Here is an 18,078-nt window from a genome sequence, read left to right on the forward strand (position 1 = left end):
GTCAGGCAATGGCAACAAGATGAAAAATGACGTATGGTAGCATGGCGGAGATTACCAGGAAGAGGACTCTGGCAATCTCTCCGGAAAAACCCAGTATGTCACCATTTATGCCACCAAATGATCGATCCAGGCTGCCGATTATAAACACGTATATGACAAGAGCCAGGGCGGATCCAATCAGAAAGATCCATGACGTGAACAGGGAAATCATTGCAAGAATCAGGATGTTAACATATATGGCCTGGTTCTGCAACGCCATGATTTTCTGGAAATTCACAAAAAGCCCATCCTGGAACAGGGGTTTTCCAATCCTGAGGCCCAGCATATAACTTGTCTTGGAAAGTACCTCTGAAATTATTATCACTGCAGCACCAGTGTTCCTGTTGAACGTTGTCAGGACTGCGAATAAAAGAAGATATATGATAAAAGCTGATCCAAATCCACCGGCTCCCAGGAAATGATCCTTGAGTATCTCCTTTCTGCGTTCTCTGTTCTCCCTGACCATCAAGGCGTCTCCGGTATCCAGCACACCGTCCATGTGGTTGAATCCGGACATTACAAGAATTGCTGCAACTGCTCCGGCTGATGCCAGAAGGGGACCATTGGTGGTGAAAAGTATGAAGTATACCGCAGATGCCACAGCACCATTAATAAAAGCAGGAACGAAGAACCACAGTGCCATGCTTTCACCAAATCTCTGGCATCTGGCGGGAATGATACTGAAGAAAGATATGGCGCATAGAATGCCGGATGAGGTATTCCCCTTACTCACAGTTATGTATGAGCTTCTGAATCTAAATATTTGTCATGACACATTCTGGAAACCAGATGTGGAGGAAGAAGTGCAGCATTAATCTGTCGTTTGCGAGCCTGGGGAAAAATTGGAAGTTTGCAGTGTACGGGTCACTGCCTCTCTCATATGACATGGCAATAGCAGATGCTTATCCTGTGTCAACAGAACGCAACAGGATCCAGTAATGATCCAGGAGCACCATAAAAAACATGAACAGATTCTACCTCCTCGGATAAAGGAGGGCTTCCTCCCAGTAGAGGCTTGCGGATAATGTAACGAGACGGCCGGGTACATCTATCCATTATGTATTCAAGTCTTCTGCAGGATGGAGGAGACTTGGCAGATTAATGAATGGCAGGGCACTTAAAATGAATAAAAAAGGGATGCATGGCGGTAACATCTGGTCAGCGGCCAGGCGGCTTGGGGTGAAAGCTGGCGAACTGCTGGACTTCAGTTCAAACCTCAACGACTTTCCAGTTTCATATCCAGAAGGCATATTGGGAAATCTGGATCTTTTGCGGGCATATCCCGATCCCGATCACGGAATATACCTGAAGAACCTTGCTGCGTATCTTGGGGTTTCGTCTGATAATATCTTGCTTGGGCCAGGCCTTACCCATATGATATACAAGTTCTGCCAGGTCAGCCGATCCCAGGGCGCTCTAATAATAGACCCATCATTCTCCGAGTATGAGGCTGGCTGTTCTGCATCCTCTATTCCTGTATATCATGCAGGCAGCATTCAGGAGATTCTTGAAGCAAGTTCATTAAGGAATTATAACATTGTATTTCTGGCAAGCCCTTCAAATCCAGTGGGCAATATAATTGCCTGGCCAGATATGCAGGAAATCCTCTCGGCAGCCGAAAGAAGTAATTTTACGGTCTTTCTGGACGAAGCATTCGCGGATTTTGCCTCTGATTATGACAGAACCAGGGCATGCATGGAGGCCGCAGAGAATCCAAATCTTGTTGTGGGACGGTCCCTGACGAAGCTTTTTGGCTTAGCATCCCTCAGGGTAGGACTAGTGGTCTGTAACAGGGAAAACATAGACAGGATTTCTGGTGTTATGGAGCCCTGGTCTGTGGGGCAGGATGCACTTGAATTTGTAATGGCCATGAACTACGGGCAGTTTTCCCGCCTGCCAGAAATAACGGTGAGGGAAAGACTCTGGATGACGTCTGCTCTATCCAATCTTGGCTTTCATACTGCAGGAGCTCCGCGGGCAAATTACTTTGTTGTAAGAATCCCGGATGCCGTAGACGTTCAGGAGCTTGAATCGTTTCTCAACGCAAGGAACATTCTCGTGAAGATGATAAATGATGTAGAGGGATCAGGAAAATTCTGCCGTATAGCTGTGAAAAGGCATGAATACAACGTGATTCTTGTGGAGTCCTTCAGAAGTTTCATTAATTCCATTGGAGAGCAGGATGACTGATGCAAACCTTTACGGTTTTATGCTTGCTGTGTCCATCCTGCTTGCCGCACTGGCAGTGGACAGGATCCTTGGAGAATATCCTACCTCTGTGCATCCGGTTGTGTGGATTGGCACAGCCATAGGAAAACTGGATCCAGTTTACAGGAAGATAGGGGGATTCCTGGGTGGGTTCCTTTTTGTGATCACCGTGGAGGCCATATTCATAATTCCCCTGTATGCAGTTATCCACTACCTGACACCTTTTGTAATCCTTCAGGCAATCCTGATCATATTCTTCCTGAAAGCGACATTCTCCATCAGGGGCATGAATGACCATGTGAGGCCCATAATTTCTGCCCTTGAATCAGGTGATATTGAATCTGCCAGGAAACATCTCTCAATGGTGGTGCGGAGAGATACCTCGGGAATGGAATCTGGACTCATATGCTCAGCTGCAATTGAAACCGTCTCAGAAGGATTTGTTGACGGCGTGCTGTCGCCTCTATTCTACTTTTCAATTTTTGGGCTCGCAGGAGCACTGTTCTTCAGGATAGCAAACACATTTGACTCAAATATTGCCTACAAGGATGCAAGAAATTTTTCCTTCGGGAAGTTCGCTGCAATTCTTGACACCATTTTGAACTACATTCCCGCCAGGCTAAGCGCACTTATCATATATTCAGTGGCATCGGCAATGCGAATCAAACCGGCATCCTATGATATGATGCCAGCAGCCGCAGTACCCGACAGCACCAATGCAGGCTGGCCAATGGGTTCAATGTCAAACTGCCTTGGGGTAAGGCTGGAAAAGAAGGGCGAGTATGTGTTCAACCCTGATTACAGGAATCCCGGCGTAGATGACGTGAAAAAGGCGCTGTCAATTTTCACTTTTGCCTCATATCTGTCGGTCCTGATTCTACTGCTGCCATTGATGATATTCATTTATACGGCTCTATGATTTCAGTACATGCAGACAAATCAGGAAGGGAAAATATTTCTTCTTCTGGCAGGCAGTACCTCGGTTTCAAAGATCCCGGGAATAACGGCCGCAGGTGCTACTCCAGAACTCTCATTTTTGACCCCTGCTGTGGATGCAGAAATCCTCACCGAGGGCAGGCCTCTGAGCATGAATGACCCTCCCATGACACCAGATGGCATCCCAACGCCATCAATCATAACCCGGGCCTGCCTTAAAGTTGCATCTCTCTGGCCACTGGTAATAAATGCAGGCATGGCCCACAAGCCCGGATCGATATTCATGGAAACAGGGCTAGAACCTGCAGGGAATCCTGTAAACGGCGAAGCTCTGCCTCAACTGGACAGGGCTATCAAAACGGGCATAGAAATTGGAAAATTCCTGTCCAGAACCTTCAGTGACCTGTACATAGCTGAATCTGTCCCGGGCGGCACCACCACTGCATATCTCGTTCTCAGGGCAATGGGCTACAGCGTTGAAACAAGCAGCAGCCTGAAGATGGGCTCTGACGACATCAAGGAAGACCTGTGGCACACCCTGACATCAGGGAAGGAGACCAGAAAATTGAGTCCACTTGATGCGGTCAGAAGATACGGTGATTATATGATGGCATTAGCGCTGGGGTTGAGCAGGGGAGCTTCAGGGAGCCGGCTCCACTACTGCGGAGGCACGCAGATGGCCACTGTTTTCGAGCTCGACAGAACCATAAATAATCCCACTGCAGGCCGGGATGTTATTACAACCGGCTGGGTAATTGATCATAAACCGGATACCATGAAGAAGCTTGTCAGGGAACAAAATCTTGTGAGAACCGATATTTCATTCCATGATTCTCCCTTTGAGGGGCTCCGTAAATACGACGAAGGACACGTGAGGGAGGGAGCCGGCATGGGTGGATCATATTATCTGGCATCCTCTGTCAGTGGCCGAAAGGAAATAATGGAAGAGATCAACAGTGTCTACGGGGAACTTGCACAGGTCAGATAGGATACGCGCATAGCCCTGTGACATTCTTCACGTCTTCAATACCATCAGGAAAGGCAATCATTTCCATGGAAACATTTTATAATTGATTACCAATTGCAATGAGCCGGACTTGGCCGGGAAGCCAGACACTTCCTGTTACCCGAAGCCTACATGCGGGGGCGACAGCCGGGAAAGGGCAACCAGACTTCTGGCAGGCCCTGTGGAATCAATGACGTTCTGTCCCTTCGGATCGAAGGTTCGGGAATTGCAGATCGAAGGAACTGCAGATCCCGATTTACCAGGAGAACCCGTCAGGACCGGAAGGGAGCACCGGTATCCTGGACTCTTGATGCTGAAGGGGTGCGGGATCGAGAGGAAGCAGGGGGCACCTGTCAGGACATCTGGTCCGATCCCGGTGAGTCCGGTTTTTTGTTTTCAGGATATCTGGCTTCCTCATTCTTAATAAAGCTTCCGTATTGTCACGTAGTAGCATTCCTGATATCTTATGGGTCAAAATTTTATATGATGAATCTGTTAGCTTTTTCTAAATGGGAGATAAAATGAATGAAAAGGATGATACAGATTCAAATGGTGTTGATCAGACACGAAGAACATTCCTGAAGGGTGCCGCTGTATCCCTGGGTGCACTGCTTGTTGGTGGGGTATCGGTTGAAAGGTTTTTCGTTCCGAAAAGTCGAAATCAGCCAGTTACCAGCTCATATCCAAAGGCAATACTGGTTGATACCTCTGGAAACCCTGTGACTGTTTCCCAGATACCTTCTGCAACCACATCGTCCAGCAATTATCCAATTATGTCCTTCAATTATCCGCTGCAGGATGAACCCAACATCCTCATGCGGCTACACGGCATTAAGATTCCAGGGCCAGGGGTAATATACACCGGCAGGGACAGCATCCTGGCTCTCAGTGGCATATGCCAGCATCTGGGATGCACCGTACCCCTGCTGGATTATCACCCACACGAATCGATTCCATTTGAAGCACAGCTCATCGGATACACATCTGCAAACTGGCCAACGTATGGTTTACTGTATTGCAAGTGCCATGGGAGCCAGTACGATCCCACAAAGGGGGCGGATAATTTATACAATGACGGCCCTGCTCCAAGTCCGGCAAACCATTCACTTCCGCAGGTTCTTCTGGAAACAGACTCAAACGGTTACATTTATGCTTCTGGTATGAACCCTGTAAACGCTGTGATCAGGGGGCATCTCTGGCAGCCCGATGGCGCAGTTCATGGTAAGCTGGTGGAATCGGAGAATCTCTCGGGGGGAACTGAACTTCTGTTCGATTCCAGGCTGAACATGTACAAGACAGTGGTTGTTTCCAGCAGCAACGGCCCATGGCCGGGAGCCTCTGATGTCGCCTGACGAGGAGAATCAGTACGATGTCTCCGATCTGTGGAAAGAAGACAGAATGCCAGGTGGGGCCTATACCATATCATTGCGGCCCATATCCCGCAGGGAGCTCAGGATAGATTACTGGACAGGCGCTTTCCTTCTTGCAGCATTCGGGTATCTGGCATTTTCAGGAATAATGCTGTTCCTGTATTATCAGCAAAGTAATCCGTACTCTTCCACCATAGCCATAATTGATGGTGTTCCCCTGGGACATATTATCCTGACCTCACATCTCTACATGGCCTACGCAATGGTAGCGCTGGTCTACGTTCACATGTTCAGGAACTATTTCACCGGATCATATCGTGGAAAATGGCGCTGGCTCCAGTGGATAACCGGCGTCATTCTCTTCATTCTTGTAAATATCATTGCAATTCTTGGGTATCTTCTTCAGGAGACGTACATCGGCATAGCCGCAATGCATGTGATGGAGAACCTCATCGAACGGAGTGCCATTGGGAGGTTGCTGCCAGGCCTGGCCAACTGGCTGGTGGCAATGCTCATAGGAAATGGGACAACGGCATCGACCCTTGGGCATCTGCTTGCACTTCACGTTACTGCAGTTTCTGCAGTAATCGTGCTGCTCATACTGGTGCATTTCTTCCTGTTTGAAAAATCAGGGCCCCACGGCATAGGTGATGAAGAAGACGGCCAGAGCAGGAAGGGCAAGAAAGAATACATCCCATGGTTCCCCGCAAACCTTCTCTACACAATATTTGTCTCCGTGGTGTTCATTGGTATAGTCCTCATATTCTCTGCTCTATTCATGCAGGTTCTTCCGGCCAGGTACGGAGCACTGACATATGGCGACGTACCTTTTCCCGACTGGTACATAATGCCCGTGTACAAGCTGATGGATCTGGCAGGCTATGGACTCTCCACGGGAGGCGTTCCTCTGGTGACGTTCTTCTTTATCTTCCTGCTCATTGTCCCATTCATTGATCGCTACAAGGGATCGGGAGCGCTTGACAGGCCTATGATCACCGCTTTCGGTGTATTTTTCCTGATTGCCCTGCCAGTTATGGCCCTATGGGGATACACACAGCCCGGGCTCACACAGACAAGACTGCTCACAATGGATATGTGGTGGGGCATCACCTTTGTGTCCATAGCCACAGTATATGCAATGAGGTTTGCCAAAAAGGACGCTGATGCGAAATGAAATTATCATTAATTATTGGAATTTTGGTCGCCATCCAGGTTGCTATTGATCTGGCCATGTGGTATTTTGCCCTTTACGATGCTTATTCAGGGCAGGTTTACTGGGCCGTACTTCTGGCGGTGAACTTAATACTGTTCGCCATGGTTATTCTGGTAATGCTCAGAAGCTACATAGGGGGAGGTGTCAGGAATGGACAGTAAGGCACTTGGGCTGTACTACGGATCAATGATTGTATACATGATTGGGGCCATCCCCCTCACTCTCTATGCCCTCATCGTCAGGCCAATCGCAAACATGTACCATGAACCCATTTCCCAGATGGTCTCACCCATATTCGGAAATTATGGCGCCTATCTGCGTGACCTCTTCATCATATCACTGGTATTTGTGACGGTGTCGGTGGTTCTTTACCTGATATCCGTTCAGAGAACCTCCTGGGGCAGGAAAGGTATTTCCCTTCCCACAATCATAACGCCGGTTGTCCTCTTCGCATTTGCTTACATTTTACTGGGGGTGGCAGGAATATGAATTCTCCATATTCACGCGATGAAAGCCAGAAGGAATGGATAACTGACATAGTGAAGAGAAAGATGGCCATGGCCAAGCTTGTTGCAGGAATAGTGATACTTATAATTTCTGTGCCAGTATTCATTTTCTACAGTGTATTCCCCACGCTCAATTCCCAGGTTGGCCCGCACCAGATTGCCAGCTGGATAGCAGTCACACTTTCATTCATTGGCTTCGTCATTGTCATAATGGCAGCCGGAGAACTTGATATGTGAACATCCCGGGGCAAATTTTTCTGCAATTATTTTCCATGGAAATCGGTATTCGATATCTATTTATATCGGTAATCGATATACTGTTGGTGATAAAATGCACGGAGAAATGCATAACAGAAGACACATGATGGGCGAATACGAAGGACCCACCGGAATGAGAGGGCGCGGAATGTTCGGAGGTCTCAAAACCTTTGTACTCAATCTTGTATATGAGAAGCCCATGAAGGGCTCCGAGATCATGGACGAGATGGGAAAGAGGACAATGGGATGGTGGAAGCCCAGTCCTGGTTCCATATATCCCCTGCTTTCAAGAATGGAAGAGGATGGATATATTGTCAGGAACCAGGATGGAAGATACCAGATTACAGAGCTGGGCAAGGATGAGGTGACAGTTAGAAGGGATGTCTGGAGGAACTTCTCTCCATTTGCAGCGCCTTCGTCTCAGGAAGATATGCTTCAGGAAATGGATGCATACACAACCTACTTTGAAGACCTTGGTCCGGAAATCGAACCGTACAGGGCCAGGCTCAGCAAAATCAACGAGAAACTGAGCAGAATACTGGAAAAAAAGCAGTAAACAAATTTACGGGTTAAGAACCTTATTTTTATTTTTGAACATTTCTACTGAAAGAATCAAGTTTTCATTCCACCCATATGCCTCAAGCAGAGGGATGGGATGCGGCACTCCGCAACTGTCCTGATTCTGCCTGTGCTAAAGGTAGCTGAATTCTCAAGGTCTGTCATGGGTGAATTGCATATCATATTCGGCATATTCCATCCATTGTGTTGATTATGGATTCCTTGAAATCCTGTATTCCAGATTTTATCCGATAGTGGATTCCGGGATTCATGGCTGCGGTGATTATTCTCCCATCGTGCAAGAACTGCATAACTTGCGGGCCATATGGTTCCATAAGCATTGCACTGGAGTTCTCTGAAAGGTGCAGAAATTCATTGAACAGTCCTTCCCCCTCTCTGAGTTTATAATATGCGTGAGGGATTTTTGTGCCAATGGGTGCAGCTTCCAGCCAGAGTACCCCTTCATAGGCATTATTCTGGAGAATAGCTATGCAGTGTGCACCGCACTCATTCTTAATCTTGCCAAAGCTGGATGAATCCAAGATTTCGCCATCTGGAAGAACAATACGTTCTGAGGTACCGGATTGCCAGGAAAGCCTAGCTATCCTTTCGTCCTCGTACCACTGTCCATGATGGCCGGATGCAAAGAACGATCGTTCATGGAACGGCATCTCATTCACGTGGCAAAAGGCTTCATCCAGAGCCACCATACTACCGGTGAATAGTTCCACGAATTCCTCATGATTCATCGAATTGGATGATTCAGCCTCTATGGTTGTACCGTGATAATAAATCGATGCCGAGTCGCTGTTCCTGTAATTCTTTCCAGAATAGATCTGCATTGCCCCGGAGACTGAAAAGGAAACCTTTGAATAGGCGTCGGCGAAACTGCTCATGAGTGACTTGGGAAACCCCGTGAAGAACCAGTCCATAAAAAATTCCTTGATCCTGATTCTATGGTTTCCATAATCTATGAAATACCTCAGTGTGGGCCATTTTTCATCACGTATTCTAAGGCCGATGGAAGAAGCTCGAATGTTCTCAGGTACTACGGGAATGAAGGGCATGGAATTCACCGGGATATCACCAAAGCTATCCAGTTCCAGTATCATGCTTCAACCCCCATTATTTTCATAAGGTCAGGTTTGCCATCCCTGTGCAACAGATGGGTGGCACGACGAGCATTCTCAATCCCGAAACGACTGACCAGATCAGATTCAACATGTCCATCACCTGCTGATAAAATCCGGGAAAAGAGAAACTCCCTGATTTCCTGCATTCCCAGTTCCCGCATTGTTGTCCGGAATGTTCCACTTTCCAGATGAGATAATCTCATCTGCCTCAACCGGCCTGCCGCCAGAAACTTGAAGCCTCCAGAATATTCCGCAATTGATATATGGCTCAAAGATTTCAGCAAATCCGCATTTTCAGTTTCAACTTCCCGGGCTGCCTTCTCAAGAATCTTCATGAACAGGGCCTGGGCATTTCCAGGTGGAAGAATGAAGAGAATGTTATATCCGCTGTAATTTCTCATTTTTTCTTCAATCCTGGAATGGTTTACAAGGTCTGAAACTTCAGCTTCGACTATAATCCTGAATGCCCCCATGTCCACAACGCCATCAGGTATTTTCACACCCATCTTCATTCCTGTGTCCATGAACAATCCATGGTTTCCGAAGAAAGCAGCAGCCTGGCCTATGAGGTACTGATGAAGGTCCACAGAAGTTTTTTCAGGTATGCTGGTAATCTTTGTTCCGTATTTCATTACGGAGCGTTCCCTCAGCTGATCTAAATTAACACCATCATCACGTGGAATAAATAAATCAGGAATAAACGAAAGCGGGCCATGATTGCCATTTGAGTTTCTTGCCCATATGACGGCTCTTCGTGGTCCCTGCGACATCAGTGTATTTTGCAGTCTTGTCTCCAGCGGGCCGCTGAAAAAGTTCGAAGCGATTGTTCTGGCCTCAGTAAAACCAAGGGAAAAAGAAATTACGCACCCAACGTTGGAAAGTATGCTTTCCAGCTGTGGATTTTCCCTGCCCAGGAACTGAGTTGCCATTATGATCCTTATGCCGAACTTTCTCCCCTCCCGAAGGATATGGTCAATGGCATTTCCCGGAAGGAGCTGGGATTCATCCGCCACAACATACACTGGTCTGGAGTGTTGCCCCTGGCGTATCCGTATACTCCAGAGCTTCAGTAGAAGGAGCATTGAGGTGATTTTGTAGGATTCCTCAGAAACCTTGCCTTTCCATATTTCAGGTATGATCAGGGAGCCCGGCATCCCGAACATGGCTGAGAAGTCCGTTGAATCACGTTTTCCCGCCACAAGGTTCCTTATTCCCCCATCCGTTATGAGGGGTATCATCTTGTTGATGGAGCTTGTGATGTATTGATTCCATCCCCTCCAGTCTGAGGACAGCATCCTGAGAAATGCAGAAAGCTCACGGGATCCTGCCTGTGCCATGAATCTCCTTATCCTGTTCTGGTCCAGGAGAAGATCCAGTAAATCCAGGAGAGTGACGTCTTTCCTGGTTCGGATAAGTTCTCCGAGAATTGCCGAAAAAACAACCTCAAGACGTGGCCCCCAGGTTCCCTGCGAGAACACGCCGTTTGAAGCAAACGTATCCCTTATCCATCCCGTGTAGAACTCAGGGTTTTCAGAAGCGCCCTGGAGCGGATTCATGGTGATGGATCTTTCATCCTCTTCAATAAAAATCGACTTCGCCGGAATGATTATAGCGGATTCCGGGAAGCTCTTTGCAACATCAGTGGCCAGGTCCCCATGCGGATCAAGTAAGATGATGCTCCCATCTGAGGACTGAATGATACTGGAGATTATCAACCTCAGGATATTTGATTTTCCACTGCCAGTCTTGCCCATTATGGCAGCATGTGTGGACAGGAGTTCTGGAATCAGGCGGACAGCACTACCGCCATGTGTTCTGCCAATCTTCCAGCCTTTTTCGGACAGTAAGGATTCAGCAGAACTGGAAATAACTGGCTCCCTTCTGTACATGGGGCTCAGGCCGTATCTTCTACCACTGAATGCTTGAGGGTACCGATGCCACTCACTGTGATCTCCACGGTATCTCCCGGTTTCAGGTATTCTCTGGTTCCGTATTCTGCAACGCCCGCTGGGGTCCCTGTGGATATGAGATCTCCCGGTTCAAGAGTTATTGCCCTTGAAAGGCGTGAAATTAGCCTTGCAGGGCCGAAAATCATGTCATCAGTATCTCCGTCCTGCCTGAGCTTACCGTTGATTTTGGTCTGTATTTTGGCGTGGAATGGCTCATTTTCCTCCCGGGGGACAATCCATGGGCCCATTGGCAGCGCAGTATCCGCATTTTTACCAAGAACCCAGTCCTTCCCGTAAACCGGGCTGCCTGCGTTCTGGTAGTCCCTCAGGCTGATATCATCAACGATTGTGTAACCGAAAACATGTTCCATTGCGTCTTTCTCATCTATATACTTTCCTCTCTTTCCAATGATGATTCCTATTTCACCCTCGTAGTCGAACCTTTCCACATATCTGGGCCTTATGACGCTGCCATTATGTGGAACAAGGGTGTGGCTGAACTTAGTGAAAAAATATGGTTCCTTCAGTTCCTGCATTGAGGTCTCTGCGGAATGGCTCCTGAAATTTACTGCCGGCAGGAACATCTTACCGGGGACAACGGGAACATCATAGGTGAATCTATAACCATTCTCAATTCTGTCAGCTCTGGCAAGGTCTTTCCACTTCAGTATGGCTTCCAGTGCAGACGCAGGCCTGGATTTTTCATCCGCAAACCGGTATATGCGGCCATTCTCATTGACAAGTACTTCTTTTTTGCCGTTCACCACTCCAGTGAGTAGATACATAACTGCCCATGCGTTTCAGAAATATCTGAATGTCGATCGGTCAAGCAAATCTATGAAATCTCGGGCAAGCCTCGGATGCACATCTGGCTCAATTTTAACAGAATCCCAGCCAATCTCCACAGTGTTTGATGATCGTCCGTTTATTCCGCTGACATGGAGAATAACCGACTTAACCCTGTCCTTTTCGTTCTCACTTGGAAAGTCGTCTGTAATATGTCCTTCTGCTGTGTTCAGATCATCAATAACAAAACTTGAGCCGTATGAAATGGTGTAACGGTCAATGGTAACAGACTTAATCCGCTTGATATTAAAAAGGCCGGTCAGATATGTCACAAGATCTGAATAATCGCCATCTGAAAGTATCATTGACCAGATATGATTGATTCATAGTATGAAATCTTTTTCTGTGTCAGTATGTAAATTTGCATACTGAAAAATCGATCTGATGCTCAAGGCAATGCTTCTAAAGACGCAAATCAAATGGAATCAGGTGATGCGAAATTCTTATCCGTCTGAAGAACGCGCCATCCCTGTGAAATATCTATTGTGACTGCAGATGTCATGAGGCGTAAGTTCTTAATTTCTTCAAGCCATCATGGTATCATGAAACTCTATGACTGTGACAAGATTCACAGGCTTACCATAATGTACCTTCCGTCTGGTCCCGGGTCCTACGCTGGCGACAAGGTCAAAGTCCTTGGTCCCGAGGAGTCCAGAGCAATATGCCAGGAGGCTAACGAGAGAGGGATATCCATTGAGAAATTGCTGAAGAGCAGGGAAAAAATCGAATCTGTTGTGATCAATCTCATTGTTCCGTTTCCTGAACATGTTCCGAAGCCCCAGTCTTCTGCTTCCAAACCGGAAGCTGAAGAAAAGGCGCAGCCAGCTGCTGGAACCTGAATCACCACAGAGATTCCTGATACATATATATCCTGGAAAGATGGCAGATCAGGAACCCGCCATGAAGAAGCTGTTTCATTGAAGTTCGGGATTGTCATTTCCCATGAGTATCCTCATGGCTACAAGCCCCATTTTTCCGTTTTCCACTGAGCCCTCAAGATCATTGTCCTTGAGCCAGTCATCCAGCCGCCTGTATCCAAGATGCCTGATTCTACTCTCTATTTCCTGCTGATGGATTGAAAGATCCACAGTGCTCGTGTCAAGAAATGCTGCTTTCCAGAGTCCCAGCAAACGATTGAGCTCCTTAAGTGGATTCCTGCTGTCCTCCACCCTAAGATCAATGTATCTATCAGTGCCTGTCACAAAGCCGGAGACATCGGAAACCACAAGAATTGCTGCGCTTTGCCTGCCTCGACTGTCGCCTCCTTTCGATTCTGCAGCGAAAAGAGATCTCATTATCCTGTCCTCCAGTTTACCAGGTCCCTTCATCTCCTGGGCCATGGCTTCCAGAACCTCAGAACTTGCCAGTATGTTGCCCTGTACTGAGAAATTTTTCCCAACAATATGTCCTGCATATTCATGACATTTCTTTCCGGTGAAGGCCCACGCATTACCCTTTGCATCAACTATTCCAAGCTGTCTTTTTTCGCGGTCACTGTCAGCCTCAGTGAGTGCAATACCCGCTTCTTCCGCACTCATGCTCCTTAGCATTTCCAGTCCTTTTGGTCCGTATGCGTAATTTGCATATGACTGGGTAGCTATGCAGCCTACTCCAGCCGCCGCCCACGGCACAATGGACCCAACGGAAAGGTACCTGCTTGAAACGCCAACGCCCCATTTTTTCTCCTCTGGATCATAAGAAACAACAGAAAAAGTCATGAACCTTAAATTTACCATTAAAAATAAAATTTCCGCAATCTGTTGTTCTCAACAGATCAAATCTTGTATATGAAAAACCAATACCCCATTGTGTACAACATTGCGGTAATAGGCGGAAGCACTGCTGACATCAAGTATAGAGAAATTTCTCTGGAGGTGGGCCACATCCTGGCAGAACGTCATGCCACTGTGATCTGTGGCGGCATGACCGGGGTTATGGAATGGGTTGCCCAGGGAGTTAGCGAGGCAGGAGGCACCATAATTGGCATACTGCCTGGATACTCCACAACCTCGGGCAACAGGTTCCTCACATTTCGCCTCCCGACCGGAATAGGCTATGCAAGAAATTTCCTCATAATAAGGGCTGCTGATGCCGTCATAGCAATAGATGGTGCAACCGGTACCATGTCTGAGGCTGCCTTTGCCTTAACCGAGGGCAAATCTGTAATCGTCATAGGAGACCTTGGAATTGATCATACCAAGAAGGATGATGGCATCATGTTCCATGCAGATTCGGCAAAGGAGGCAGTGGACCTGGCTCTGAGGGAGGCCGAGAAGCACAGGCTGAATCAGGAGCCCCCTGATATGGATTCGTGAGCCAAATACTGCTCCCTTTATCATTCAGGTTAAATTGCGATCCTTCTGTACCTTAGGTGTTTTGAATCTTATAGTCAAAGAAGAAACAAGGCAATATAATTTAAGCAAAAACCGGGGATTTTGTTTCAACTCTTTCCGACAGGCGCCCCTGTCAAATCAATCCTCTTGATGACGAAAACGTCCATAATAATGTTCACAAAAACTGTTGCAGCACTGAGCAGCAGTATAATCCTCAGGAACATAAACGGCAGGAGTACATGCCCTGCAAGGGGTCCAAAGAATGAGGGATAGGTTATGGCAATTGTTGATGGAAATATCGCTTCAAACATAAACGCCACCAGGTCGAAAAATATGACAAAAATCTGGAGCCCCATGGTTCCCAGGGACACGACATCGTATGTGAGGAAGCTAAGTATGACTGCAATGACACCAAGAAGAACAACTGTGGGATTTTGCGGGTACAGAAGGGCATCCACAAAGAATGCAAACATTCCGGATCCAAGTGCAACCAGTATCACTCCCCTAGGTACCTTCTTGCTTATGTTCCTGAGCCAGAAGGCAGAAAGACAGATCAGTGCAAGAGCCACAAGTACCATGAAGTCTGTTATGTTAACCAGGAAATTCGGGTTGGTCAGAGAAAGAATCGCAATGAGTATGATTGTGAAGACCCAGGAAAGGCCTCTCAGGGACCTGGGAAAGAAGCCATCTTCCACAAGTTCCCTGAGGTGTTTGGACGCTGCAATGAATGCTGGCACAAAAGTTGTCACAGTCGCCAGAAGAAATGCCACAAGCGTGTAAATCTGGAATTGCGGGCTGATATAGGTACTGACAATGTATAGTGCAGGTATCTGGGCTTGCTGCAGCTTACCAAGAGAAGGATGGACAGAAAACATAGTCATGGCGTCAAACAGCATTATGAAAGTAGCAAGAATCACCGTTGTGTACATTGACAGCGGGATGTATCTGGATGCCGGGTAGGGTCTTCCTCTGTTGAACAGTCTGGAGAGTACAGGAATCCTGGATTCCTTCAGGCTTTCCTTTGTCACGCTTTGGATTTCCTGAAAGCCGAAGAATAGAATGAACAGGTATCCTGTGTTCTCTATCACATCAAGCGGAAGGTTCCCGGAGCGCGAAGCCATGATTCCAGATAAATTCCAGTTCCCATGTATGCCGAGAATCAGGCCCTGAGCAACTATTATGATCACCATTACAGAGAGAAACAGAATCTGTGCCCTGGCAATCATCCTTATGAATCTCTTCTCGAAGAATGCATTTATGACAAACCACATTGCGAAGAGACCCACTATGAGGTATCCAAGGAACATGGCTGAAGGCTGGGACAGCCCAACCGCCGGAGCAATTACGGGAAGGGTCTGGAAGGTGAAGGTAAAGAAGAATATGGCGCAGAACGCGGCAAGTGAGGTATTGGCAATCCAGAGTGAAAATCTTGCAAGGAAATACCTAACGGATTTTTCTCTGGTTGAAATCCTGACAAAGGTAGGGCCACCCACCACATCCACTCCGTTGGCAGACGAATACCGGAACATATACGAATATATTCTGGCGATTCCAATGCTTAAGAGTCCTGCTATTACAAGTGAGACCACCGAAACAATGGCATACTGTTCTATATTCACAGGAAGAATGATGAAAAGAGGTGAACCGATTGTTGCACCCAGACCAATTGCAAGAAGTGTGGTGAATCCATACGTGGGGTTAGGCTGCGTTCTTGACCTGGGGCGGGAAAATCTGACTTTTACGGATTCCGGAAGTATGGTAACAAGGGTAACTCCAGAAATTAGGGCCGCCAGAGTTGCGAAAATCTCCACTGTTCCGGAGAAAAACAGGGCTCCTCCTGCAAAATAGCTTCTTGCGGATTCATATAGTATCACACCTGAAACCGTGATAAATATGAGTCCGATTACAACTGTGATAACCTTGAACGTGATAACTGACGACCTGATGTAGGATGAGGTTGCTGTCAATTTGCCTCCGTTACCCTCATTCCTGCGTTTCTCAGTGTATCAGAGGCAGTTCTGAGAAGCTGAAGTGCAGAAAGCAGCATGAACACGCAGACCACGAAGTCTATCAGCACCACAATCCTGTCTGCCAGTGTGCTGACGCTCACTGCCTGAGTGGCGCGATAAAGGTATCCCAGGAATACGTCCGGGTTTGCATAAGCGAAGAATGCAGGCACTATGAATGAGAGGCTCAGGAAGATAAGAAGGGCTGCAAACGCTATTTCTCCTGCCGCGATCATTACGAGCCCCCTGATACTGATTTTCTGCTTTGACACTATGAATTCAATGAAGGATCTTATCTCCGGATCCGGAGAATCAAGTATTTCGCGGCCTAAAATACCGGAGAATGTATTGCTCGTCCTGGCCAGAAGCATGGCGGACCGCATGTCAAGCTTAAGCTTCTCGATATTTTTCCTGTAGCTCTCCGTTGTCTCTGTCTTCTTTTCAGCCACGTTATCAATAGTACTTATGTAAGAACAGATAAATATTTGATCCTTCTCATTGAAAAATCATAATAAATCTGAACCACTATAAGGATGAAAATGGAAAGTAGAAATACACCTGGGGGCGCAAAACTCACAAGGCAGGTACTCACCGAGCTTGTGGACGCCGTGGTAAACTCTGACCGGGCGGCGGATTGCAGCGCCGAGCTTACTGACCTTCAGAAAAGAATGGAGGAAAGCATTCGCAGGGAGAGAAATATATATAATGAGATTGCTGAAATTCTTGATACTTATGAGAAGGAGGAGGGGATGGATCAGTTTACCATGTACCGTGACAGCATCCTGGACCACACCCGTGCCAGCCTGCAGGGATATGAGGAAAAGCTCATTCCCGCACTCAGGGCAGATATAGATTCAAAAACTCAGGAGATGAACTCATACAGGGCAAAGAGCACAAAGGCCATAGAGGCATTTCTTTCAAGGGAACCGCTCCCTCTCCTGGAATGGGAAATTCGCCTGAAGTATGTTGAAGGGGGTTATGAGACACGATACATCTGCACGTCGCAGCACGATCTTCAGTATGAGTTCCTGCTGAACTCCTCAGAAGTTGAATTCCTCAAATCGAAAATGGAGGTTGACACACTGGTCAAGGGGATAAAGCTTCCAGCCAGGATCGGCAAGACATGGGTCAGCAAGGACCCGGTTGTTGACTTTGAGAAACTTGATCACTATTTCCTGTCCTCTGCAGTCCTGTCACCAACAAACCTTGTACTGACCTTCTCAAACGATGAGACCGATTCTTCCTATACCTTTCACTCCTCAGTATCAGAGGATTCACATTTCCTTGAGATTGAGTACCGGGACCAGATGCAGACTGTAAACATCACATCCCAACCTGCAATGAACAGCGCAGTTAACAGAGATGTACTCATTTCCCTCATAAGCCAGATCCGCGTGGCAATGCTCTATCTCAGGGATCATAAGCTTCGTCTCAGCCGCCTTATCCTCAGGGAAATAGATATACTGGCAACAATGAAGGTCACAGATCTTTTCTACACCATCCTGGAGATCCTGTCGCCGCTTATCACGCAGGAAGTCACAGGAGTCCTGGGTTCCACCCAGGAAATTGATGACTCAGATCAGGGAGGATTGACTCGCAATTTCATATATCAGAGGTTATCCCTGCTTGGCGACAGATCCAACACAGTAGCCTCATTCATGGGGATTCCGGGTTTTATGGACACCATGTCAAAAAGCCAGTGAAAGTATGGAGATAA

At 47.3% G+C, this 18,078-nt stretch carries 21 protein-coding genes and 1 other RNA gene; 14 read left to right on the forward strand and 8 right to left on the reverse strand.

What is annotated here, in order from left to right; all coding sequences use genetic code 11:
• Position 1: 1 nt before the first annotated feature.
• Positions 2–772, reverse strand: a complete 771-nt coding sequence (cobS, locus tag RE469_08955) for an adenosylcobinamide-GDP ribazoletransferase (GenBank protein WMT44321.1) — start codon at positions 770–772, stop codon at positions 2–4.
• A gap of 35 nt (positions 773–807) precedes the next feature.
• Between cobS and RE469_08960 the strand changes: the two genes are divergently transcribed.
• The 11 genes from RE469_08960 to RE469_09010 all read left to right on the forward strand — a co-directional run bounded on the left by RE469_08960 (position 808) and on the right by RE469_09010 (position 8,092).
• Positions 808–978 (forward strand): hypothetical protein, encoded by a 171-nt coding sequence (locus RE469_08960; GenBank protein WMT44322.1) that lies wholly within the window; start codon positions 808–810, stop codon positions 976–978.
• Positions 979–1,140: 162 nt separating this feature from the next.
• On the forward strand, positions 1,141–2,229 hold the full coding sequence (locus RE469_08965; GenBank protein WMT44323.1) for an aminotransferase class I/II-fold pyridoxal phosphate-dependent enzyme: 1,089 nt from the start codon (positions 1,141–1,143) through the stop codon (positions 2,227–2,229).
• The gene (locus RE469_08970) at positions 2,222–3,166 is read left to right on the forward strand and encodes a cobalamin biosynthesis protein (protein ID WMT44324.1); all 945 of its coding nucleotides are present in this window, start codon (positions 2,222–2,224) and stop codon (positions 3,164–3,166) included. The genes RE469_08965 and RE469_08970 overlap by 8 nt, the downstream gene beginning before the upstream one ends.
• A gap of 9 nt (positions 3,167–3,175) precedes the next feature.
• The gene (locus RE469_08975) at positions 3,176–4,171 is read left to right on the forward strand and encodes a nicotinate-nucleotide--dimethylbenzimidazole phosphoribosyltransferase (GenBank protein ID WMT44325.1); all 996 of its coding nucleotides are present in this window, start codon (positions 3,176–3,178) and stop codon (positions 4,169–4,171) included.
• A 101-nt stretch (positions 4,172–4,272) separates the two neighbouring features.
• Positions 4,273–4,577, forward strand: an RNA gene (gene ffs, locus RE469_08980) — signal recognition particle sRNA.
• Between the two features lie 121 nt (positions 4,578–4,698).
• On the forward strand, positions 4,699–5,541 hold the full coding sequence (locus RE469_08985) for a ubiquinol-cytochrome c reductase iron-sulfur subunit (protein WMT44326.1): 843 nt from the start codon (positions 4,699–4,701) through the stop codon (positions 5,539–5,541).
• A complete protein-coding gene (locus RE469_08990; protein WMT44327.1) occupies positions 5,531–6,733 on the forward strand; it encodes a cytochrome bc complex cytochrome b subunit in 1,203 nt (400 codons plus the stop codon). Before RE469_08985 ends, RE469_08990 begins: the two co-directional genes overlap by 11 nt.
• On the forward strand, positions 6,730–6,933 hold the full coding sequence (locus tag RE469_08995; GenBank protein WMT44328.1) for a hypothetical protein: 204 nt from the start codon (positions 6,730–6,732) through the stop codon (positions 6,931–6,933). The genes RE469_08990 and RE469_08995 overlap by 4 nt, the downstream gene beginning before the upstream one ends.
• Positions 6,923–7,261 carry a hypothetical protein gene (locus tag RE469_09000; protein ID WMT44329.1) on the forward strand — a complete coding sequence of 113 codons (339 nt, stop codon included), beginning with the start codon at positions 6,923–6,925 and terminating at the stop codon, positions 7,259–7,261. The genes RE469_08995 and RE469_09000 overlap by 11 nt, the downstream gene beginning before the upstream one ends.
• Positions 7,258–7,515: a hypothetical protein gene (locus tag RE469_09005; protein ID WMT44330.1), complete on the forward strand. Its 258-nt coding sequence runs from the start codon at positions 7,258–7,260 to the stop codon at positions 7,513–7,515. Before RE469_09000 ends, RE469_09005 begins: the two co-directional genes overlap by 4 nt.
• Positions 7,516–7,621: 106 nt before the next feature.
• On the forward strand, positions 7,622–8,092 hold the full coding sequence (locus RE469_09010) for a PadR family transcriptional regulator (protein WMT44331.1): 471 nt from the start codon (positions 7,622–7,624) through the stop codon (positions 8,090–8,092).
• Positions 8,093–8,273: 181 nt separating this feature from the next.
• Here RE469_09010 and RE469_09015 read toward each other — a convergent pair whose 3' ends face one another.
• Genes RE469_09015 through RE469_09030 form a run of 4 tightly spaced genes read right to left on the reverse strand, consistent with a single transcriptional unit; the run spans position 8,274 to position 12,327 of the window.
• Entirely contained in the window at positions 8,274–9,206 is a 933-nt protein-coding gene (locus RE469_09015; protein ID WMT44332.1) for a hypothetical protein, read from the reverse strand.
• On the reverse strand, positions 9,203–11,116 hold the full coding sequence (locus RE469_09020; protein WMT44333.1) for a DUF87 domain-containing protein: 1,914 nt from the start codon (positions 11,114–11,116) through the stop codon (positions 9,203–9,205). The genes RE469_09015 and RE469_09020 overlap by 4 nt, the downstream gene beginning before the upstream one ends.
• 5 nt (positions 11,117–11,121) lie before the next feature.
• Entirely contained in the window at positions 11,122–11,961 is an 840-nt protein-coding gene (locus tag RE469_09025; GenBank protein WMT44334.1) for a fumarylacetoacetate hydrolase family protein, read from the reverse strand.
• A gap of 15 nt (positions 11,962–11,976) precedes the next feature.
• A complete protein-coding gene (locus RE469_09030; GenBank protein ID WMT44335.1) occupies positions 11,977–12,327 on the reverse strand; it encodes a hypothetical protein in 351 nt (116 codons plus the stop codon).
• Between the two features lie 237 nt (positions 12,328–12,564).
• On the opposite strand from RE469_09030, the gene RE469_09035 reads away from it, so the two are divergent.
• Positions 12,565–12,861 (forward strand): hypothetical protein, encoded by a 297-nt coding sequence (locus RE469_09035; protein ID WMT44336.1) that lies wholly within the window; start codon positions 12,565–12,567, stop codon positions 12,859–12,861.
• A gap of 75 nt (positions 12,862–12,936) precedes the next feature.
• Here RE469_09035 and RE469_09040 read toward each other — a convergent pair whose 3' ends face one another.
• Positions 12,937–13,740, reverse strand: a complete 804-nt coding sequence (locus RE469_09040; GenBank protein WMT44337.1) for a DUF1028 domain-containing protein — start codon at positions 13,738–13,740, stop codon at positions 12,937–12,939.
• A 90-nt stretch (positions 13,741–13,830) separates the two neighbouring features.
• Here RE469_09040 and RE469_09045 point away from each other — a divergent pair, with 90 nt between their 5' ends.
• Positions 13,831–14,337, forward strand: a complete 507-nt coding sequence (locus RE469_09045) for a TIGR00725 family protein (GenBank protein ID WMT44338.1) — start codon at positions 13,831–13,833, stop codon at positions 14,335–14,337.
• A 125-nt stretch (positions 14,338–14,462) separates the two neighbouring features.
• On the opposite strand, the gene RE469_09050 is transcribed toward RE469_09045, so the two are convergent.
• Positions 14,463–16,322, reverse strand: a complete 1,860-nt coding sequence (locus RE469_09050) for an APC family permease (GenBank protein WMT44339.1) — start codon at positions 16,320–16,322, stop codon at positions 14,463–14,465.
• Positions 16,319–16,810: a hypothetical protein gene (locus tag RE469_09055; GenBank protein WMT44340.1), complete on the reverse strand. Its 492-nt coding sequence runs from the start codon at positions 16,808–16,810 to the stop codon at positions 16,319–16,321. The genes RE469_09050 and RE469_09055 overlap by 4 nt, the downstream gene beginning before the upstream one ends.
• A 90-nt stretch (positions 16,811–16,900) precedes the next feature.
• Between RE469_09055 and RE469_09060 the strand changes: the two genes are divergently transcribed.
• Positions 16,901–18,064, forward strand: a complete 1,164-nt coding sequence (locus RE469_09060; protein WMT44341.1) for a hypothetical protein — start codon at positions 16,901–16,903, stop codon at positions 18,062–18,064.
• Positions 18,065–18,078: the final 14 nt, after the last annotated feature.

It is taken from the genome of Cuniculiplasma divulgatum (genome assembly GCA_031200235.1).
Taxonomy (GTDB): domain Archaea; phylum Thermoplasmatota; class Thermoplasmata; order Thermoplasmatales; family Thermoplasmataceae; genus UBA509.

What these genes read in the sequence shown, in the direction of transcription:
- RE469_09010 (WMT44331.1), top strand. Translation starts at nt 7,622, where the DNA reads ATGCATAACAGAAGACACATGATGGGCGAATACGAAGGACCCACCGGA.
- RE469_09060 (WMT44341.1), top strand. Translation starts at nt 16,901, where the DNA reads ATGGAAAGTAGAAATACACCTGGGGGCGCAAAACTCACAAGGCAGGTA.
- RE469_09015 (WMT44332.1), bottom strand. Translation starts at nt 9,206, where the DNA reads ATGATACTGGAACTGGATAGCTTTGGTGATATCCCGGTGAATTCCATG.
- RE469_08970 (WMT44324.1), top strand. Translation starts at nt 2,222, where the DNA reads ATGACTGATGCAAACCTTTACGGTTTTATGCTTGCTGTGTCCATCCTG.
- RE469_08985 (WMT44326.1), top strand. Translation starts at nt 4,699, where the DNA reads ATGGGAGATAAAATGAATGAAAAGGATGATACAGATTCAAATGGTGTT.
- RE469_09020 (WMT44333.1), bottom strand. Translation starts at nt 11,116, where the DNA reads ATGTACAGAAGGGAGCCAGTTATTTCCAGTTCTGCTGAATCCTTACTG.
- RE469_08960 (WMT44322.1), top strand. Translation starts at nt 808, where the DNA reads ATGACACATTCTGGAAACCAGATGTGGAGGAAGAAGTGCAGCATTAAT.
- RE469_08965 (WMT44323.1), top strand. Translation starts at nt 1,141, where the DNA reads ATGAATGGCAGGGCACTTAAAATGAATAAAAAAGGGATGCATGGCGGT.
- RE469_08995 (WMT44328.1), top strand. Translation starts at nt 6,730, where the DNA reads ATGAAATTATCATTAATTATTGGAATTTTGGTCGCCATCCAGGTTGCT.
- RE469_09005 (WMT44330.1), top strand. Translation starts at nt 7,258, where the DNA reads ATGAATTCTCCATATTCACGCGATGAAAGCCAGAAGGAATGGATAACT.
- RE469_09025 (WMT44334.1), bottom strand. Translation starts at nt 11,961, where the DNA reads ATGTATCTACTCACTGGAGTGGTGAACGGCAAAAAAGAAGTACTTGTC.
- RE469_08990 (WMT44327.1), top strand. Translation starts at nt 5,531, where the DNA reads ATGTCGCCTGACGAGGAGAATCAGTACGATGTCTCCGATCTGTGGAAA.
- RE469_08975 (WMT44325.1), top strand. Translation starts at nt 3,176, where the DNA reads ATGCAGACAAATCAGGAAGGGAAAATATTTCTTCTTCTGGCAGGCAGT.
- RE469_09000 (WMT44329.1), top strand. Translation starts at nt 6,923, where the DNA reads ATGGACAGTAAGGCACTTGGGCTGTACTACGGATCAATGATTGTATAC.
- RE469_09035 (WMT44336.1), top strand. Translation starts at nt 12,565, where the DNA reads ATGAAACTCTATGACTGTGACAAGATTCACAGGCTTACCATAATGTAC.
- RE469_09040 (WMT44337.1), bottom strand. Translation starts at nt 13,740, where the DNA reads ATGACTTTTTCTGTTGTTTCTTATGATCCAGAGGAGAAAAAATGGGGC.
- RE469_09030 (WMT44335.1), bottom strand. Translation starts at nt 12,327, where the DNA reads ATGATACTTTCAGATGGCGATTATTCAGATCTTGTGACATATCTGACC.